General features: G+C 45.6%; 17 protein-coding genes and 1 tRNA gene. 6 read left to right on the top strand and 12 right to left on the bottom strand.

Annotation, left to right across the window (positions count from 1 at the left end):
* Positions 1–4 precede the first annotated feature (4 nt).
* Both argA and ICN23_RS07925 read left to right on the top strand, forming a co-directional pair.
* Positions 5–1,369, top strand: coding sequence for an amino-acid N-acetyltransferase (gene argA / locus ICN23_RS07930; protein WP_216231629.1), 1,365 nt, complete (start codon positions 5–7; stop codon positions 1,367–1,369).
* Positions 1,370–1,392: 23 nt separating this feature from the next.
* A complete protein-coding gene (locus ICN23_RS07925; RefSeq protein ID WP_216231628.1) occupies positions 1,393–1,665 on the top strand; it encodes an oxidative damage protection protein in 273 nt (90 codons plus the stop codon).
* A 235-nt stretch (positions 1,666–1,900) separates the two neighbouring features.
* On the opposite strand, the gene rpiA is transcribed toward ICN23_RS07925, so the two are convergent.
* Positions 1,901–2,611, bottom strand: a complete 711-nt coding sequence (rpiA, locus tag ICN23_RS07920) for a ribose-5-phosphate isomerase RpiA (RefSeq protein WP_216231627.1) — start codon at positions 2,609–2,611, stop codon at positions 1,901–1,903.
* A gap of 93 nt (positions 2,612–2,704) precedes the next feature.
* On the opposite strand from rpiA, the gene tal reads away from it, so the two are divergent.
* Positions 2,705–3,682: a transaldolase gene (gene tal, locus ICN23_RS07915; protein WP_216231626.1), complete on the top strand. Its 978-nt coding sequence runs from the start codon at positions 2,705–2,707 to the stop codon at positions 3,680–3,682.
* A 19-nt stretch (positions 3,683–3,701) separates the two neighbouring features.
* On the opposite strand, the gene ICN23_RS07910 is transcribed toward tal, so the two are convergent.
* From ICN23_RS07910 to rnr, 4 genes are all read right to left on the bottom strand, one after another.
* Positions 3,702–4,565: a carotenoid biosynthesis protein gene (locus ICN23_RS07910; RefSeq protein ID WP_216231625.1), complete on the bottom strand. Its 864-nt coding sequence runs from the start codon at positions 4,563–4,565 to the stop codon at positions 3,702–3,704.
* Between the two features lie 84 nt (positions 4,566–4,649).
* On the bottom strand, positions 4,650–4,835 hold the full coding sequence (locus ICN23_RS07905; protein ID WP_216231624.1) for a DUF2892 domain-containing protein: 186 nt from the start codon (positions 4,833–4,835) through the stop codon (positions 4,650–4,652).
* Between the two features lie 15 nt (positions 4,836–4,850).
* Positions 4,851–5,618 (bottom strand): 23S rRNA (guanosine(2251)-2'-O)-methyltransferase RlmB, encoded by a 768-nt coding sequence (rlmB, locus tag ICN23_RS07900; protein ID WP_216231623.1) that lies wholly within the window; start codon positions 5,616–5,618, stop codon positions 4,851–4,853.
* Between the two features lie 33 nt (positions 5,619–5,651).
* Complete coding sequence (rnr, locus tag ICN23_RS07895; RefSeq protein ID WP_216231622.1) at positions 5,652–8,033, bottom strand: ribonuclease R; 2,382 nt, start codon at positions 8,031–8,033, stop codon at positions 5,652–5,654.
* A gap of 155 nt (positions 8,034–8,188) precedes the next feature.
* On the opposite strand from rnr, the gene ICN23_RS07890 reads away from it, so the two are divergent.
* Both ICN23_RS07890 and ICN23_RS07885 read left to right on the top strand, forming a co-directional pair.
* Positions 8,189–8,275, top strand: a tRNA-Leu gene (locus ICN23_RS07890).
* A gap of 92 nt (positions 8,276–8,367) precedes the next feature.
* Positions 8,368–9,678, top strand: a complete 1,311-nt coding sequence (locus ICN23_RS07885; protein ID WP_216231621.1) for an APC family permease — start codon at positions 8,368–8,370, stop codon at positions 9,676–9,678.
* Here ICN23_RS07885 and ICN23_RS07880 read toward each other — a convergent pair.
* The 4 genes from ICN23_RS07880 to ICN23_RS07865 all read right to left on the bottom strand — a co-directional run bounded on the left by ICN23_RS07880 (position 9,664) and on the right by ICN23_RS07865 (position 12,925).
* Positions 9,664–10,182, bottom strand: a complete 519-nt coding sequence (locus ICN23_RS07880) for a hypothetical protein (protein ID WP_255532782.1) — start codon at positions 10,180–10,182, stop codon at positions 9,664–9,666. The genes ICN23_RS07885 and ICN23_RS07880 overlap by 15 nt on opposite strands.
* Positions 10,182–10,895, bottom strand: coding sequence for a DUF4239 domain-containing protein (locus tag ICN23_RS07875; RefSeq protein ID WP_216231620.1), 714 nt, complete (start codon positions 10,893–10,895; stop codon positions 10,182–10,184). Before ICN23_RS07875 ends, ICN23_RS07880 begins: the two co-directional genes overlap by 1 nt.
* Before the next feature lie 101 nt (positions 10,896–10,996).
* Complete coding sequence (locus ICN23_RS07870) at positions 10,997–11,683, bottom strand: dienelactone hydrolase family protein (protein WP_216231619.1); 687 nt, start codon at positions 11,681–11,683, stop codon at positions 10,997–10,999.
* Between the two features lie 9 nt (positions 11,684–11,692).
* On the bottom strand, positions 11,693–12,925 hold the full coding sequence (locus ICN23_RS07865; RefSeq protein ID WP_216231618.1) for an MFS transporter: 1,233 nt from the start codon (positions 12,923–12,925) through the stop codon (positions 11,693–11,695).
* 91 nt (positions 12,926–13,016) lie between these two features.
* Here ICN23_RS07865 and ICN23_RS07860 point away from each other — a divergent pair, with 91 nt between their 5' ends.
* Positions 13,017–13,532: a hypothetical protein gene (locus ICN23_RS07860; protein WP_216231617.1), complete on the top strand. Its 516-nt coding sequence runs from the start codon at positions 13,017–13,019 to the stop codon at positions 13,530–13,532.
* On the opposite strand, the gene ICN23_RS07855 is transcribed toward ICN23_RS07860, so the two are convergent.
* The 3 genes from ICN23_RS07855 to ICN23_RS07845 all read right to left on the bottom strand — a co-directional run bounded on the left by ICN23_RS07855 (position 13,519) and on the right by ICN23_RS07845 (position 17,692).
* A complete protein-coding gene (locus ICN23_RS07855) occupies positions 13,519–14,013 on the bottom strand; it encodes a hypothetical protein (protein ID WP_216231616.1) in 495 nt (164 codons plus the stop codon). The genes ICN23_RS07860 and ICN23_RS07855 overlap by 14 nt on opposite strands.
* A gap of 69 nt (positions 14,014–14,082) precedes the next feature.
* Positions 14,083–16,296, bottom strand: coding sequence for a malate synthase G (locus ICN23_RS07850; RefSeq protein ID WP_216231615.1), 2,214 nt, complete (start codon positions 16,294–16,296; stop codon positions 14,083–14,085).
* Between the two features lie 55 nt (positions 16,297–16,351).
* On the bottom strand, positions 16,352–17,692 hold the full coding sequence (locus tag ICN23_RS07845; RefSeq protein WP_216231614.1) for an adenylosuccinate synthase: 1,341 nt from the start codon (positions 17,690–17,692) through the stop codon (positions 16,352–16,354).
* Positions 17,693–17,753 lie beyond the last annotated feature (61 nt).

Here is a 17,753-nt window from a genome sequence, read left to right as displayed (position 1 = left end):
CACTATGCCGACAAATGCACCAAACCAGGCCTCATTGGCCGAAGAAACGACCTCCAACTTCCCTTTTGTAGGGTGGCTGCGTGATGTTGCGCCCTATATTCATAGCTTCCGCGAAAAGACCTTTGTTATTGCTTTTGCAGGTGAACTCGTACAAGAAATCGGTCTTGAGAACCTGATTGAAGATATCGCCATGTTGCATGCCATGGGTATGCGTATTGTGTTGGTTCATGGTATTCGCCCACAAATTGAAGAGCAGCTCATGCTCCGCAACATTAAGAGCAAGTTCGGCAAGAGTGCTATGCACAGCTACCGGATTACCGATGCTGCCGCACTAGAGTGCGTCAAAGAAGCTGCCGGTGAATTACGCTTGGATATCGAAGCAGCCTTTAGTCGTGGTTTACCAAATACCCCAATGGCCGGCTCACGCATTTCAGTGATCTCTGGCAACTTCATCACTGCAATGCCAGTAGGTGTTGTCGAGGGTACTGACTATATTCATACAGGACTAGTTCGCAAAGTGGACTCTGGTTCGATTAGACAATCTCTGGATAGCAACAAAATTGTCTTGCTTTCACCTTTAGGTTTTTCACCAACTGGTCAAGCATTCAACTTGGCATATGAAGATGTAGCAGCGTCTACTGCTGCAGCGCTCAAAGCGGATAAGCTGATTTTCTTGAGTCCATATGCTGGCTTAAAAGATGCTGAGGGTGATTTCATTACCGAACTCTCAATGCCGCAGCTACAAGAATATATCTCCCAGAATAAAGATATTGATCTTGGTATGAAGGGTCTATTGAATACCGCTGGTAGAGCAATTCGGGCTGGTGTTAGCCGTGTTCATTTCCTGCCTTGCAATCAAGATGGCGCCCTACTGGAAGAGCTCTTTACCCATGATGGTATTGGCATGATGCTAGCTTCATCCGATATTGAGAACTTACGTGAAGCCAATCAAGATGACGTTGGTGGCATCCTGCAATTGACTATGCCCTTAGAAGACGAAGGCATTCTGGCTGCTCGTGGCCAAGATGTCATTGAGCGTGATATTCAGCGCTTCTCCGTCATTGAGCATGATCGTGTTCTCTTCGGTTGCGCAGCACTCTTCCCCTTCCCGAATGGCGTTGGCGAACTGGCCTGTCTCGCTGTTGATCCCGATGTTCAAGGATCAGGTGACGGTGAGCGCCTGCTAAAGCGTGTTGAGATGCGCGCCAAACAAGAAGGCATCAAAAAATTATTTGTTCTTACAACAAGAACCGAGCACTGGTTCTTAAAGCGTGGCTTTAAACGGGCGTCAGTGGATGACCTGCCTGAAGAAAGAAAACAAATTTATAACTGGGACCGCAAGTCCATGGTTTTAACTAAAGATCTATAAGAAACACTAGAAAGGCATTACAGATGGCACGCATGGTTCAATGTATCAAACTCAATAAAGAAGCTGAAGGTATGGATTTCGCCCCGCTTCCTGGAGAGCTGGGTAAAAAGATTTGGAATCAAGTCTCAAAAGAAGCTTGGGCTGGTTGGTTAAAGCAGCAAACCATGTTGATTAATGAAAATCGCCTCAATATGGCGGACCCGCGCGCACGCCAATACCTCTTAAAACAAGTAGAGAAGCATTTCTTTGAGGGTGGAGCCGACATGGCACAAGGTTACGTGCCTCCAGCAGAATAAATATTCATTACCTTTTAATTAATTATTGATTTGGGGTGTTGACACCGCCAAAGATAAGCGTAGGATGAAGTCGTGGTGAGGCAGTTATAGTGCCCCGCCACATTGGCGAAAGCCAATCTTAATAAGTACATCTATGTGCTTATAGGCTAAGGAACTAAATACCTTCCGAGCGCCTGCGCCATGCAAACCATGGCAAAACAACCCGATGGGGATACCCCGTCGGGTTTTTTATTTCTTACAGAGCGAGACGCTCTACCCCAGCAGCGTTACTCACCAACAAAATATTGGCTTTTTCCTTGGCAAATAGGCCTACGGTGATTACGCCAGCAATTTGATTGATTTGCGCTTCCATCTGAATTGGGTTGGCGATCTTCAAACCCGCAACATCCAAGATCCATCCACCGTTATCCGTGACAAATGGCTCAGCTGGTGTTTGATTGAGATCAGCGCGAGTATTTTTTGCTAAGCGGAGAGTCACCTTACCGCCAAACTTTTCCAATTCGCGACTCACGACACCTTGAGCAAGAGGAATAATTTCCACTGGCAGCGCAAAGTTGCCTAGCACTGGCACCTGCTTTGATGAGTCGCAAATGCAAATGAATTGCTTTGCCATGGAGGCAATGATTTTTTCTCTCGTGAGTGCCCCACCGCCACCTTTAATCATATGTCCAGCTGGATCAATTTCATCTGCGCCATCTACGTAAGCAGGAAGACTTTGTACGTCATTTGGATTAAGAACCTTAAAGCCATGCTTGAGCAAGCGATCAGTTGTTGCGTTAGAGCTAGATACTGTGCCTGCAAAATGATCCCTATGCGGAGCTAGCGCATCAATAAAACAATTGGCGGTGGAACCAGTGCCCACACCCAAAATTTGTCCGGCTGGCAACCTGAGGACTTCGTCTCTAGCCGCCTCGCCTACCATTTGCTTTAGTTGATCTTGATTCATATAGCTATCAAACGCCTTTACTGGAACTGAGTAATTAATCCATCTATCATATGATATTCACAAGATAACCACTTTAGAGCATTGAGTAAGCCCATGAATAGCACCGCCTCAGCATTAAGCCAGTTAGACCAGCTAAAGAAACTGACTACGGTTGTAGCCGATACAGGCGATTTTGAGCGTATGCAGGCCTTCCAACCGCAGGATGCGACTACCAACCCCTCGCTGATTCTGAAAGCTGCCCAGCAAAGTAATTACCAGAATTTGGTGCAGGCTGTAAAAGCGGCCCATCCAGGCATGAGTCCAACCGACCTGGTGGATTACATCTTGGTTGCCTTTGGTTTAGAGATTCTGAAGATTGTTCCAGGACGCGTATCTACCGAAGTAGATGCTAGGCTGTCATTTGATACCAAAGGTACCGTAGCCAAAGCAAAGCATTTAATTACCCTATACGAATCTCATGGGATTGATCGTAAGCGTATTTTGATTAAGCTAGCTGGCACTTGGGAAGGTATCGCTGCTGCAAAAGAATTAGAAGCCCAAGGCATTCACTGCAATATGACCCTACTCTTCTCTTTAGTTCAAGCAGCTGCATGTGGTGCTGCGAATGCCAAACTGATTTCTCCATTCGTAGGTCGCATTACTGATTGGAATAAGGCTAAGCTCGGTGCCAACTGGAGTGATACAGCCAATGGTGGAGCAAATGATCCTGGCGTGACTTCAGTCAAGAGAATCTTTCATTACTACAAGCACTTTGGCATCCCCACTGAGATCATGGGTGCAAGCTTTAGAAACACCAGTCAGATCCTAGAGCTGGCTGGCTGTGACCTTTTGACCATTAGCCCAGAATTATTGGCTGAGCTTCAAAGCAGCAATGCATCTGTAGAGATCAAACTCAATACCTCTAATGCTCAAGCAGCATTGCAGGCAGAAGGCGTTACACCTCTAAAGTTGGATGAATCCAGTTTCCGCCTGCAGCTCAATAATGACGCTATGGCAACTGAGAAGCTAGCCGAAGGTATTCGAAACTTCTGCGTGGACACTGAAAAACTAGAGGCCCTACTCGCAAAATAATTGCGATTCATCTGACCACTTACTGCAGATTGTCGTTCTTCTGTACTTTAAAAAAAGCTAAGCAGATTACAAAAAGCATCGTAAAAATAGATACCAGCCCTAAAGTTTCATAAAGCGCTTTCAAAGGCCAAACCTGAGAGCTGGCATCAGCAATACTGCCATCGCTGGTCGTAAATGCAGCTGCAATAGGCCCGAGAAAGATACTTCCATAGATAACAATCACAAGATACCAGCTCGACTTATTGTTATCTTCAGCACAATTTTGTATTTCTTTTGAGCGCATCAAATAGATCGCCCAAAGCTGGAAGATGGTGTATACGCAGAGGAACCATCCCATGAAGTTAGAAAAAGGAACTCCGAAGTAGCCTCCCCCGTCACGCCAAATCCACTCATGCTTGACTGTAGATGATGCTGGATCGATGCTCATATCCCACATCACCATAATAAAACTGGCAATGATGGGAATTGCAAACATCAAACTCTTCTGAATTTTAAGATCGAATCTATCCAAAAGAACGTGAGCTAATGCCCAAGCGAGATAGCACACACCAAAATAGGATGGCATGATCATTAGAGGGACAGTACCAATCTTTGGCCCCAATTCAGACGTGTAAACGTAATGGCCAAAAGGGAAACCAGTTGCAATGCTTAAGGATTCATAACACCAACTAACAATACATGCGATAACAAACATAATTCCCAGCCTGCGCCAACCCAAACGCTGGGAGCCGTGTATTAATGCAAAAAGTAATCGCGCAGAAGTTGCAATCATGCTCAATTTGCCAGCGATACCGACTGCAAATGGCATTGAACCAATAATAGACATACTGGCAGTGAGAGCAACTAGCAGCCAGAGAATGAATTCGTTATTTTTTCTAAACATAAAGACCTTAGAACAATTTAGTTATCTTGTGCATTTATCTAGGGATATAGGCCCAATGATTAGTCTTGTAAGAGGCGTGACAGCCTACCTCTTGCCAGTATTAATACCTAGTATTGAATAGGCCGGGCAATTACCAATCATTCCTGTTAATAACGGGATGACACCTATCCAGGCCCAAGGGCCAGTAATACCAAATCCAGCTAAACCCATTAGCGTAACGCCAACAGTCATACGCAGAACGCGATCTGTGTGTCCCATATTGCATTTCATATGAAGCTCCTTATTTTACTTGGCAGCTTTGTCAGATACTTTGGCTAGGCGCTGTCTTAATGCCTCATACAAGCATACGCCACTTGCAACCGAGACATTCAAACTTGAGACCACACCCAGCATTGGGATGCGTACAAGCTCATCACAGGTTTCTTTTGTGAGGCGACGCATGCCCTCACCTTCCGCACCCATCACTATTGCAATAGGTCCGGTAAGGTCGATGTCATAGATTGACTTAGTTGCTTCATCATCCGTGCCAATGAGCCAAACCCCAGCTTCTTGCATTTCTTTCATGCTGCGTACGAGGTTGGTAACTGTGATCACCGGCATGACTTCTGACGCACCGCTGGATACCTTACTTACAGTGGCATTAATGGATGCTGAACGATCTTTAGGGATCACAACAGCATCTACGCCAGCACCGTCCGCTACGCGCAGACATGCTCCAAAGTTATGAGGATCGGTCACACCATCTAAAACTAAAAATAGTGGCTTCTTCTGCGCACTCTCCGCATCTTCAACTACTTCAGTAATGGTTCTTGCAACAGTCATTTTTTCAGCCAAAGCAACTACACCTTGGTGACGGTCATGACCTGTTAACTTATGAAGACGTTCAGCATCCGCTGCATGCAAACGCTCGCCCAAAATCTCTTCAGCTTGCTTTAGGAAATCGCCCATGCGTCTGTCGCGACGACCAGAATCAAAGTACACCGACTTCAAGCTATCTGGGTCTACTCGTAATCGCGCTTGCACTGCATGGAACCCTACTAATATTTGTTTCATTTTTTTCTAACTTAATTTCTACACAGAGTGTCTTTATTTGCGGCGCGCTTTAGTGCTACGAACTGGAGGTTTACTACCAGCAGGCTTGCCAATAGATCTTCCAGGCTTGCCGGTCTTGCCGGTCTTACGCGCTGCTTTGCTCTTAGACTGGTTAGCGCCTAATGTGCCCGCAGATTTAGCCGCGTTCACATTGATGCCACTGGGTTTTTGCGGAACTTTGTTGTCAGGCCGACTTCTTTTCGAAGCCGCTTTTTTGTTTGGTCTTCCGGTATCAGTTGCTAACAAGAGCTGACGGCGGTTAGATGATCCGCCAGGCTCTGCCCCGACCGATTTAACCAAGCTAAATTCAATCTTGCGAGCATCTAAATCAACACGACTTACCAATACATGCATGCGATCACCTAAGCGATAACGAATACCGGTACGCTCTCCACGCAATTCTTGGCGTGCTTCGTCATACTGGAAGTAATCGCCACCAAGCTCAGTGACGTGCACCATACCTTCAACAAATAAGTTCTCTAACTGGATGAATAAACCAAAGTTGGCAACACCAGTTACCGTACCTGCGTACTCTTGACCCAAATGGTCGCGCATGTAGTAACACTTAAGCCATGCTTCGACATCACGCGAAGCTTCATCCGCACGGCGCTCATTAGATGAACAGTGAACACCTAGCTGCCCCCAAATTGGTAGGGCCGCATTTGCGCCTTTAGGTGTTTTTGCACCCTTGACTCCCGCTTTTGCATCGCTTTGGGATTTCTTGGCATTCACTGCATTCTCACGACCCTTACCTTTACGTGGCAATGTGAGATTAAGCGGAACCTTCGGCGGCAATACCGGTACGTAGGGCTTTTTCTGAAGAATCGATTTAATTACCCGATGAGTTAGCAAGTCAGGGTAACGACGAATCGGGCTCGTGAAATGAGAATATGCTGGGTAAGCTAAACCAAAGTGACCTTCATTGTCAGGCTGGTACATCGCCTGCTGCATGGAGCGCAGAACAACCGATTGCAACATATTGGCATCAGGTCGCTCTTTAATCTCCCGCATCAATTTAGCGTAATCGCGTGGCTTAGGTTTCTCGCCGCCGCCCAATGATAGACCAGAGGTTCTGAGAACTTGGCGCAAAGTAACCAACTTCTCTTCTGATGGCTCACCGTGAACACGGTACAAGCTAAGGTGCTTATTTTTATCAATGAAGTCTGCGGCACAAACGTTAGCCGTCAACATGCACTCTTCAATTAAGCGGTGTGCATCATTGCGTAGACGTGGCTCAATACGCAGAATCTTGCCTAGCTCATTGCTAATGATTTGAGTCTCAGTTGTTTCGAACTCAATAGCGCCCCGCTTCTCACGAGCAGAAAGCAAAATCTTATACAGCGAGTAGAGATTTGTTAGTAAGGGACGGAACTGTGCAAAGCGAGTTGCTTCAGGACCCTTGCTATTAGAAAGAATCTCCCAAACAGTGTCGTAAGTGAATCTTTGTGCAGAGTGCAATACCGCTGGATAGAACTGGTATGCCAACACAATACCGTTGTTATCCACAACAGAATCGCACACCATACACAAACGGTCTACACCAGGATTGAGCGAGCAAAGTCCATTGGAAATCTTCTCTGGCAGCATCGGAATAACGCGCCTTGGGAAGTAAACCGAAGTAGCGCGTAACAAGCCTTCATCATCCAATGGCTGACCTGGTTTGACGTAATGAGATACGTCAGCAATCGCCACAATCAAACGCCAGGCCTTAGTCTGGCCATACATGACGGGCTCACAGTAAACAGCATCATCAAAATCTCGTGCATCAGCGCCGTCAATAGTCACCAAAGGCACATCACGCAGATCTACACGACCTTCCAGATCAGATTGCTGCACCGTATCTGGCAAGGCTGCGGCCTCTTTCATGGCGGCAGCAGAAAACTCATGGGGAACACCATACTTGCGAACAGCGATTTCGATTTCCATACCCGGATCATCAATTTCACCCAAGACCTCTACTACGCGACCTACCGCTTGGCGATAGCTATCTGGGTAATCAATAATCTCGACACTAACAACTTGCCCCAATTTGGCATTACCCTGCCCTTTTGGCGGAATCAATATGTCATGACCAATACGCTTATCTTCCGGCGCAACAATTAAAACTCCGTTCTCATTTAAGAGTCGACCGATAACTACTTTATTGGCATGCAGAACAACTTCTACAATTTGACCTTCTGGACGACCGCGGCGGTCTGTACCTAAAACTCTGACATTCACTCTATCCCCGTGCATGACGCGCGACATTTCTCTTTCTGAAAGAAAGATGTCTTCGCCACCATCATCGGGAATAACAAATCCAAATCCATCTCGATGCCCTTGAACTGTTCCTAAACGATCAGCCTCGCGTGGCACCAAGTCTTTTGCTTTACGCATTTAATTCCTTCGGCAATACATGCCCTGTATATATCTAGTGATATCTATTTTTGTTATGAATAAGGCTACTGTATCAAACCACCAAGTCTGATGGGAAAAAGCCGGATGGGGCCAGAAATGACCCAGAAATGCCCATCCCTCTATAATAAAGGTATGCCCAGGTGGCGAAATTGGTAGACGCACCAGCTTCAGGTGCTGGCGATCGTAAGGTTGTGGGGGTTCGAGTCCCTTCCTGGGCACCAAACAGCTTAAAGTCACCCATAAGAGCCTTAATATAGGGCTCTATTACTCAATCAACGAGCCCCACCACTAACTACTCATTACTGATCACCCATTGAATCCTGCCCTACTCAAAACCGCGAGCAATAAGAATAAAGGGATTAGTCTTTTTTCAGCTACCGCCCTGGGTATCGGCGGAATGATGGGTGCCGGACTTTTTTCCTTATTGGGCACTGCAAGCGCACATGCTGGATCCCATATTCCCCTGGCATTTTTGCTGGGCGCAATTGCCGCCTCATTTTCTGTCTACTCGTACGCCAAATTGGGTGCCACTTTTCCAAGTAGCGGAGGGGCTGCCACATTCACTGTGATGAGTTTTGGTCCAGGTGTTATTTCTGGCGGCCTCAATATATTTCAATTCATAGCCTATCTCATTGCTGCTGCTCTATACGCTGCCGGCTTCTCTGAATACGCCAATACCTTGCTTGGTGGTAATTTATCTCCCGTAGAGATACAGCTTGTTGGTGCTGGCATAGTGATTTTTTGTGCCGGCATTAAATTACTTGGTACAAATTTTGTTGGCAAGGCAGAGGCATTAGCGATAGGCTTTGTGACGATTGCCCTTCTACTCTTTTCCGTAGACGGCATTCATGTTGCTGATATTGACGCATTTAAGATGTCGAGCTGGTCGATCAACGGTATTGCTATTGCCACTGGTATCTTGTACATAAACTACCAAGGCTTTGGTGTGGTGACCAATTCCTCCAATGCCATGCAAGAGCCTAGAAAAGAGCTGCCACTGGCTATGTTTTCAGCCCTCATTCTAGTAACCATTGCTTATTTCTTGGTGAGTACCGCAGCCATATTGCTACTCTCCCCCGCTCAAATGGCAGCCTATAGCGGACATGTTTTAGCGGATGCTGCCAAAATCGTGGCCGGCAAGACAGGCTTTGTTGTCATAGGCGCATCAGCGCTCTTGGCTTGCGCTGCCGCCCTGAATGCCACCATCTTTGCTGCATCCAACATTGCTGCAGACATGGCCAACAAGAGCTCAATCTCAAAAGTACTAGGCGAGTCCGTCTTAACAACAGACTCACGCTCTTTAACCGTATCTACCATCTTAGTCATAGCCTTGGTATTGGCATTCCCACTAGAAGTGGTTGGAAAAATGGCAAGTCTTGCTTTTTTATTAGTCTATGCGGCGATTACCTTTGGGCACATTCGAGTTCGCCATCAGACCGGTGCGAAGCTATGGCCACTCTGGGCCGCAATCATTATCAATCTAAGTTTATTTACAACTTTATTTATCAATGTTGTTGAAAGCGCTCCAGGTAGCGCGATTGCACTAGTGATTGCTTTATTCGGATCCTTTTCCGCTGAAGCCATTTCCCGCAAATATCTCAGAGGGCTATTAAAGCCCCATTGAGCGGTGCAGGATTTTTGCTTTCATTTCGATCCAAAGACTCTGAAAATCTTCGGTCTTTTCTTCGGAAAACTGGATCGGCTCAAAAAGATGGCCAAAAATGATTGAGCCCTTCTTTACCAGGGTCTTCTCAAACTCACCCAAGCCAATTGGCTTATCGTCCATATCCCTTGTTAACTCTGCCGAGCAGACAATGGCATCAGCATCATCTTTGTCAACCACAGCAAACTCAATGTACTGCTGATTTTTTTCAACAATCACTAAGGTTCCGCGAGCATAACTAACAGCATCATGCTCTTGCACAATGTAGGCAAGAAACTGATTCTTTTCTTCCTCTTTTTCAAAGGGAAGATCATCAATAAAGAAAAGGTATTGATCACCCTCGCTGTTTACCAAAGTAAATACCTTGGGCACTACTCCATGCCCCAAGGCCAAGTTACGGTAATAGGTAGAAATTTCTACAGCAAGATTTTCAGAAAATAAGTGCATAGCAGTTAAATGAGACATCACTCTTTACGAGTTTTAATGGATTCAATAATTTTATAGAAGGCATCAGGTTGAACTGAGTTTTGCCCTTTAAATGGCTGATCTGTTATCACCAAGAGCGAGATTAAGGCCCCTAAAGTTACCGGCAAAATCTTGAGACCAAAGAAAAAAGAGTCTGATGGCAGAAATAAAGTGTTAGTCCCCATGAGGGCGAACATACAAATCAGAATAACCACCCAAAACAAACCAGGCAAGCGAATACTTGAACGCTCAATACGGGCTTCTCTGCTCTCGGCCACCTCTTCTGATTTCTTAATAATGTCGGTATACATGGCCGTTTGCCGATTGGTGTGCGGCTCAATCGCCATCAGATTACGAGAAATGCTGCGCCAAAGCATGTGTGTCTTAGGGCTGCCTTCGCCCTTTTGTAGCAAAGGCCATTCATCATGAACAATCGAATTCATATACGCAAATAGCTCAGCACGAATAGGCGCAATGGCTGGATCGCCAAAACGGGTCAGTAAACGATCTAAGTTATTAATACGCCCCGCCTCCTGTGAAACTAAAGTTTGGACCTCACGAAAATTGGTTTGCGCTTGATTGAGCAAAAAACCAATTAACAAACCACTTAAGGTAATGATCGATCCAAATAAACCCAAGCCCAATCGGGTGCTATCTTGAGTTGGAGCAAAAATAGGTATGCATTGCAATAGGCGCGGCAATATATCTAACATGGTCACAAAAAAGAGGACCAGTATTAATAATATTTGGATATTACTTTTTGTATAAATCCAATTGAAAAACTTATCTTCGCGAACTCGCTGTTTCATATTACCTAATTATTAATATATTTTTTTAAGAAAGTGAATGTACGATCCCAGGCCAATTGGGCAGCTTCCTCGCTGTACTTCAGAGGCGCTAGACCACGTGCATCCGATTTAGGATTGGCAAAGGCATGCTTAGTGTCATAGCGATGAAACTCATAGTTCACGCCTGCGTGCTTTAACTTCTCTTCAAGTTGATCGACTCCAGCGATTGGGAAAAACTCATCATGCATAGCCCAGTGCCCTAACATCGGCTTTGTAATCGCTTTTGCATCAACGTACTCTAAAGGAGGGTTGCCGTACCAAACTATCGAGCCATCCAGCTCCGGTACATTACAGGCAGCCAAGATAGTTAATGCGCCGCCCATACAAAAACCCGTTACTGCAACTTTCCCGCTGCCAGAAGCTTTTAAGTATTGAACAGCACCGCGAATATCTTGTCCAGCAGCATCACCAAAATTAAGATCACCCATCAGATGCTCTGCCTCATTTGCTTCAATTGCTAATTTACCGCGATAGAGATCGGGCACTAATGCTCTATATCCAGCATTTGCAAGGCGATCAGCTACCGCCTTGACCTCATCATCAAGACCCCACCACTCCTGAATGACAACAACTCCAGGAGCATTGGATTTATCGACTGGCTCAGCAAGGTAGCCTTTTACAGTTTGTCCATCAGGTCTTTTAAATTCAATCATGAGGTCTCCTTATGCTTTTTTCGTATCAGAATGAATATATCCTACCAGCCAAAATGTAAGCAACCCACAAATTGCCGCGCCATAGCCCACCAAGTTGTAGTGCTGCATCATGCCATCCGGGCCAATAGTGACTATCCAGCCAGCCAGAACCGAGGCTATACCTGAAGACAGCATTTGCACTGAACCGACCAAACTCATAAAGGTGCCACGAATCTTGCTTTCAACTACCTGGCTAACCATGGCCATTGCAGGGATCATGCGGCCAGATACCAAGATGAAGAATGCAGTTGAATTAATCAGTACGATCCATAAAGGCGTAACCGGCAAGTTCGTTGTCACAAGAAGCGGTATCAAACTAATAATGGCCAGTACTCGAAAAACAGCTACCTTTCCATACTTATCGGCCATGTGCCCAATAAAACGAGAGCTCATCAGAGTAGCGATGCCGCCACACAAGTAGATCAATGAAATATAAGAGTTACTAATGCCCACATTAGATGTTAAATACAGCGCAATATATGGAATCACTGAGAAGCCGGTAATCATAATGAGCGCCATAAATACGAAAGCTTTGATATTTTGAGGTGCAGTCAAAATCTTCATGATTTGACTTAGTCGACTACCCTCATGGATGTGATCTAAGTGCCCTGCAATCTTCGGAATGTTTCGATATCCCAGATAAAGAATGAGAGCGGAGATCAATGCAATAAAGAAAAACGGCGCACGCCAACCTAAACTTGGTATGTGGTTTGCAAGAAATAATCCCAGCGGAACTCCGGCTACGGTTGATACCGAAAATGCCGCCATCACTGTTCCCAATGCCTTCCCTCTGCGCTCGAACGGTATGGAGTCAGCCACGATAGTCTGGACCAAGGATCCTAGGATGCCCCCGAAAGCACCAGCAAATGCTCTAGCAATAAAAAGTGCTTCGTAGTTGGGCGCTAGACCACAAGCAAAAGTAGCAACAATAAAAAGGGCATACAGGCTCAATAAGAGCTGTCTACGCTCAAATCGATCTACATAGTAGGTAGCAAAGATACCCGCTGCTGCTGCAGCAAAAGTATAGGAAGAAAGCAATAAGCCAAATTGATGCGTATTGATATTGAGCTCCCGAATAAACTCAGGGCCCAATGGCATCATGATCATGAAGTCCAGGATATGGGTGAACTGAATGCCTGCCAATGAAAACAAAAAGAAGCGTTCTCGCTTCTTGACTTCAGTGGTATGGACGGCGATATTCAAAGGTTGCTTTACATGGCTTAATCAATATGACATTATCAACCCTGATAAGGAATCTTGCCCACCCTTAAACCAAATGAAATTCGCCTAACTTATGTCCATTTCCACTGAAGTCATTACCCAAGCAACAATAGGCGGCATCCCGCTTCTACTGCTAATCAGAGATATTTTTTATGGGGTTTTTGGTCTACTCCTTATCCTTCTCTTTCATGGCAGCTCGATCAACTACATCATGCTGCGATTTGAAAGATTGACCATTGGAAATCTAAAACTGAAGCAATATAACCGCGTGTTTTTTCATTTTTACGCGTCCTTTTTCTTTATTGCTTTGATTCACATTAGCGAAATTGTTATTTGGTCTCTTTATGTGATGGCACTTGGCATCATGAATGATGGTGTTCAGACCCTACTTTTCGTGGGTAGTTGCTACACCACCGTTGGCTTTATTGAGGATATTTTGCCGGCCGGCTGGAAAAGTCTTGCCTTCTTCATTTCTTTCTCGGGATTATTTGCGGTAGCCTGGACTACTTCCACCATGATTGGGATGACTAATTCATACAAAGCAGCTTGGAATCTCAAACATCACCAAATAGATCCTAGCGTCTCTTAATATAGTACCCATAGACGCAACGCTTCCCGCCTCGGGAAGGATCGTGCGTATCATGAATGACGCCATCAATAATGGCGGTCAAGTGCTTAGAAACCTTGGCTATCACCACGCCAGCAGGCAACTCATCAGGGCAAAGGTGAACCTGACAGCCTGCCCCCACCTTCATCGTTGGAACCCAGTCAAATCCCTGAGCTAGGATGTAATCATGAAAGACGTTGCGATGATTGCCGTTTCTAGGGGACGCTCCCTTGATGGTCAATCTTTTCGCAAGACGATCATTTTTGAGTTGTGCGTATCTCTCGTTAGCAAGTCTTAGATCTTCATAGACTTGGAGGTAAGGCAGGTCAGCAGCAATAGCAATCGATCTCACCACGCAATCACCTGCTCCACCTTTAAACCCAGCAGCCTCCCGACCGCCATCATTTGGTTGGAATGGGAACCTAGAATGAGGCTTAGAAAAGGGGTTTAGAAATCCAAACATAGTTATGGGCTAATAAAAAATGGATTTGCTTTGTGGGCAAATCCATTCTTATCTGAGGTCTAAGTAGTATTAAGCGTTCGCTTTTTTGACTTCCAAACGCCATGCATGCAATAAAGGCTCAGTGTAGCCATTAGGCTGCTCAAGACCTTTGAAAATCAAATCACTAGCTGCCTTATAAGCATAAGAATCTTTGTAGTTTGGCATCATTGGCTTGTACAAAGGATCGCCAGCATTTTGACCATCCACCACTTTAGCCATACGCTGCAAAGTTTCGTTCACTTGATCAGCAGTCACAATACCGTTCAGCAACCAGTTGGCAATGTGCTGGCTAGAGATACGTAAAGTAGCGCGATCTTCCATCAAACCGACGTTATGAATATCAGGCACCTTCGAGCAACCTACGCCTTGATCAATCCAACGAACCACATAACCTAAGATTCCTTGGCAGTTATTGTCCAATTCTTGCTGAATTTCTTCTTTAGACCAGTTTGCTTTTTCAACTACTGGAATGGTCAACAAATCGTTGATTAAGGCTTCTGCTTCAGCTTGAGTATCGAGCTTTTCCATTTCTTTTTGGAGTTCAGCTACGTTTACTTGATGGTAGTGAAGTGCATGCAAGGTAGCAGCTGTTGGTGATGGAACCCAAGCAGTGTTAGCACCTGCTTTTGGATGAACAATCTTCTGCTCAACCATGGCCTTCATCATATCTGGCATTGCCCACATGCCTTTACCGATTTGAGCGCGACCACGTAAACCACAATCTAAGCCAGCAAAAACGTTACGACGCTCATAGGCTGACAACCACTTGCTGGTTTTCATATCGCCCTTGCGCATCATTGGACCCGCATACATTGCAGTGTGCATCTCATCGCCAGTGCGATCCAAGAAGCCAGTGTTAATAAAGGCAACACGTGCACCAGCAGCAGCAATCGCAGCTTTAATATTTGCGCTCATGCGACGCTCTTCGTCCATGATGCCCAACTTCACAGTGTCAGCTGGCAAGCCGAGTAATTTTTCAACGCGGCCAAACAATTCGCCTGCAAAAGCCACTTCTTCTGGGCTATGCATTTTTGGCTTAACGATATAAACAGAACCTTTCCGTGTATTACCAATTGCTTGGCTCGCTGGACGATTGATGTCATACAAAGCAATCAATACAGTCACTACAGCATCCAAGATACCCTCGTAAATCTCTTTGCCTTCGCCAGTAATAATGGCTGGGTTAGTCATTAAGTGCCCAACGTTACGGAGGAATAAGAGTGAACGGCCATGCAATGTAACGATGCCATCTTTGGCATCAACAGCACCAATGCCAGCTTTGTAATTACGGTCCGGGTTGAGTGTACGAGTAATCGTCTTATCACCCTTCTTCACCTCTTCAACCAAAGTACCCTTCAGAATACCTAACCAGTTTTCATAGGCAACCACTTTGTCATCGCCATCTACTGCAGCAATAGAGTCTTCCAAATCCAAAATAGTGGATAGCGCTGCTTCCAGTACAACATCGTTGATGCCTGCAGGGTCACTTGCGCCAATTGTTTTGCTCTTATTGATTTCGATATCAATATGAATGCCGTTGTTACGCAAGAGGATTGAGCTTGGTGCTGAAGCCTCGCCTTGATAACCAACAAATTGCTTCTCGTCAGCTAAACCAGTTGTTGTGCCATCCTTTAATTTGACAGCCAACTTATTGCCATCAACTGTGTAGGCAACAGAGTCGCGGTGCGAGCCTTTGGCCAATGGCGCAGCTTGATCTAAGAAGTTACGCGCATACGCAACTACTTTAGCGCCACGAATTGGATTGTAAGCACCAGTCTTAGTAGCGCCGTCTTCTTCAGAGAGAACGTCGGTGCCATAAAGAGCGTCATACAGGGAGCCCCAACGTGCATTAGCAGCATTTAACGCATAACGCGCATTGAGAACTGGAACTACCAGCTGAGGACCAGCCTGAAGAGCCAACTCATCATCCACGTTCTTAGTAGTTGCAGTAATTTTTCCTGGCACATCAACTAAGTAATCAATCTCTTTCAGGAACTTGCGGTATGCCGGCATATCGGTGATTGGACCTGGATTGGCTTGATGCCATTTATCCAGATCCGCCTGAATGCGATCACGTTTTGCTAGCAAGGCTTCATTTTTTGGTGTGAGATCTTTAACGATTTCATCAAAACCCTTCCAAAAGTCAGCACTCTTAATACCGGTACCAGGAAGTACTTTGTCTTCGATAAAACGATATAAAGGGGTTGCCACTTGAAGGCTATTGCAGGTAGTGCGCGCAGTCATGTTGTTATCTTCTTATGCAAAAGTTAATAAATTAAGGTGAATCAATTATTTTCAATTAATCCTGAAAAGGATGCTGGAGGAGAATGGTTTCATCACGCTCTGGTCCAGTAGAAACCATAGCGATCGGCTTGCCAGCAACTTCCTCAATACGACGCAGGAAGTTTTGCGCCTCAACCGGTAGCTTGCTCCACTCACGAATTCCAAAGGTTGTGCCCTTCCAGCCTGGGAAGTCTTCATAAATTGGCTCACAGCGGGCGACAGCTTCGGCGCCACGAGGCAATACATCCAATTTTTTGCCGTCTAAGGTGTAGCCCACACATAAACGAATAGTTTCTAAGCCATCCAGAACATCTAACTTAGTGATGCAAAGTCCAGATAAGCCGTTGATCTGAATGGAACGCTTCAATGCAGCAGCGTCTAACCAACCAGTACGGCGTGGACGACCAGTGACAGAACCAAATTCTTTACCTACCTCAGCCAAACGAATGCCGATTGGATCTTGCTTCGCAGGATTGTCATGGTCATAGAGTTCGCTTGGGAATGGGCCCGCACCAACGCGTGTGCAATAGGCTTTGGTAATACCCAAGATATATTGCAATGAATCTGGTCCTACACCTGAACCCGCAGCAGCATTACCTGCTACACAGTTACTTGAAGTGACGTAAGGATAAGTACCGTGATCGATGTCGAGCAAAGTACCCTGTGCACCCTCAAACAACAGATTTTGGCCAGCTTGTTCAGCAGCATACAAAGCGCTGGAGACATCTACCACCATAGGCTTGATACGTTCAGCGTAAGACATCGCTTCTGCTAATGTCTTTTCATAATTGACCGGCTCTGCGCCGTAGTAATTAGTCAGCATGAAATTGTGATATTCCAAGTTTTCACGTAACTGCTCGGCAAATTTTTCTGGGTAGAACAGATCTTGCACGCGCAGTGCACGACGCGCCACTTTATCTTCGTAAGCTGGACCAATACCGCGTCCAGTAGTGCCAATCTTGGCTTCGCCACGCTTCTTCTCGCGGGCATGGTCGATTGCCACGTGGTATGGAAGAATCAATGTAGTCGCTTCAGAAATCTTCAAGCGAGACTGGACGTCTAAGCCTGCAGCCTCTAGTTCACCGATCTCTTTAAAGAGCGCTTCCGGAGAAAGGACAACGCCATTGCCGATATAGCAAATAACAGTCTTATGCATGATGCCGGATGGAATCAAACGCAGAATGGTTTTCTTGTCACCAACAATGAGTGTGTGACCGGCATTGTGTCCACCCTGAAAGCGAACAACTGCTTGAGCATGATCAGTTAACCAATCTACCACCTTACCTTTGCCTTCATCACCCCACTGGGTGCCAATGACAACTACGTTACGACCTTTAGCTTGCTGCTTTGAAGACATAATGAAAATCCAAAAAGATAATTACAAAATAAGTTAACTGTTCACTGCTTTAATTGATATG

The sequence above is a fragment of the Polynucleobacter sp. MWH-Jannik1A5 genome (assembly GCF_018881795.1).
In the GTDB taxonomy this organism is placed as follows: Bacteria; Pseudomonadota; Gammaproteobacteria; order Burkholderiales; family Burkholderiaceae; genus Polynucleobacter.
The sequence above is the reverse complement of the archived record's forward strand: the minus strand, read 5'-3'. Positions and strand labels throughout refer to the sequence as shown.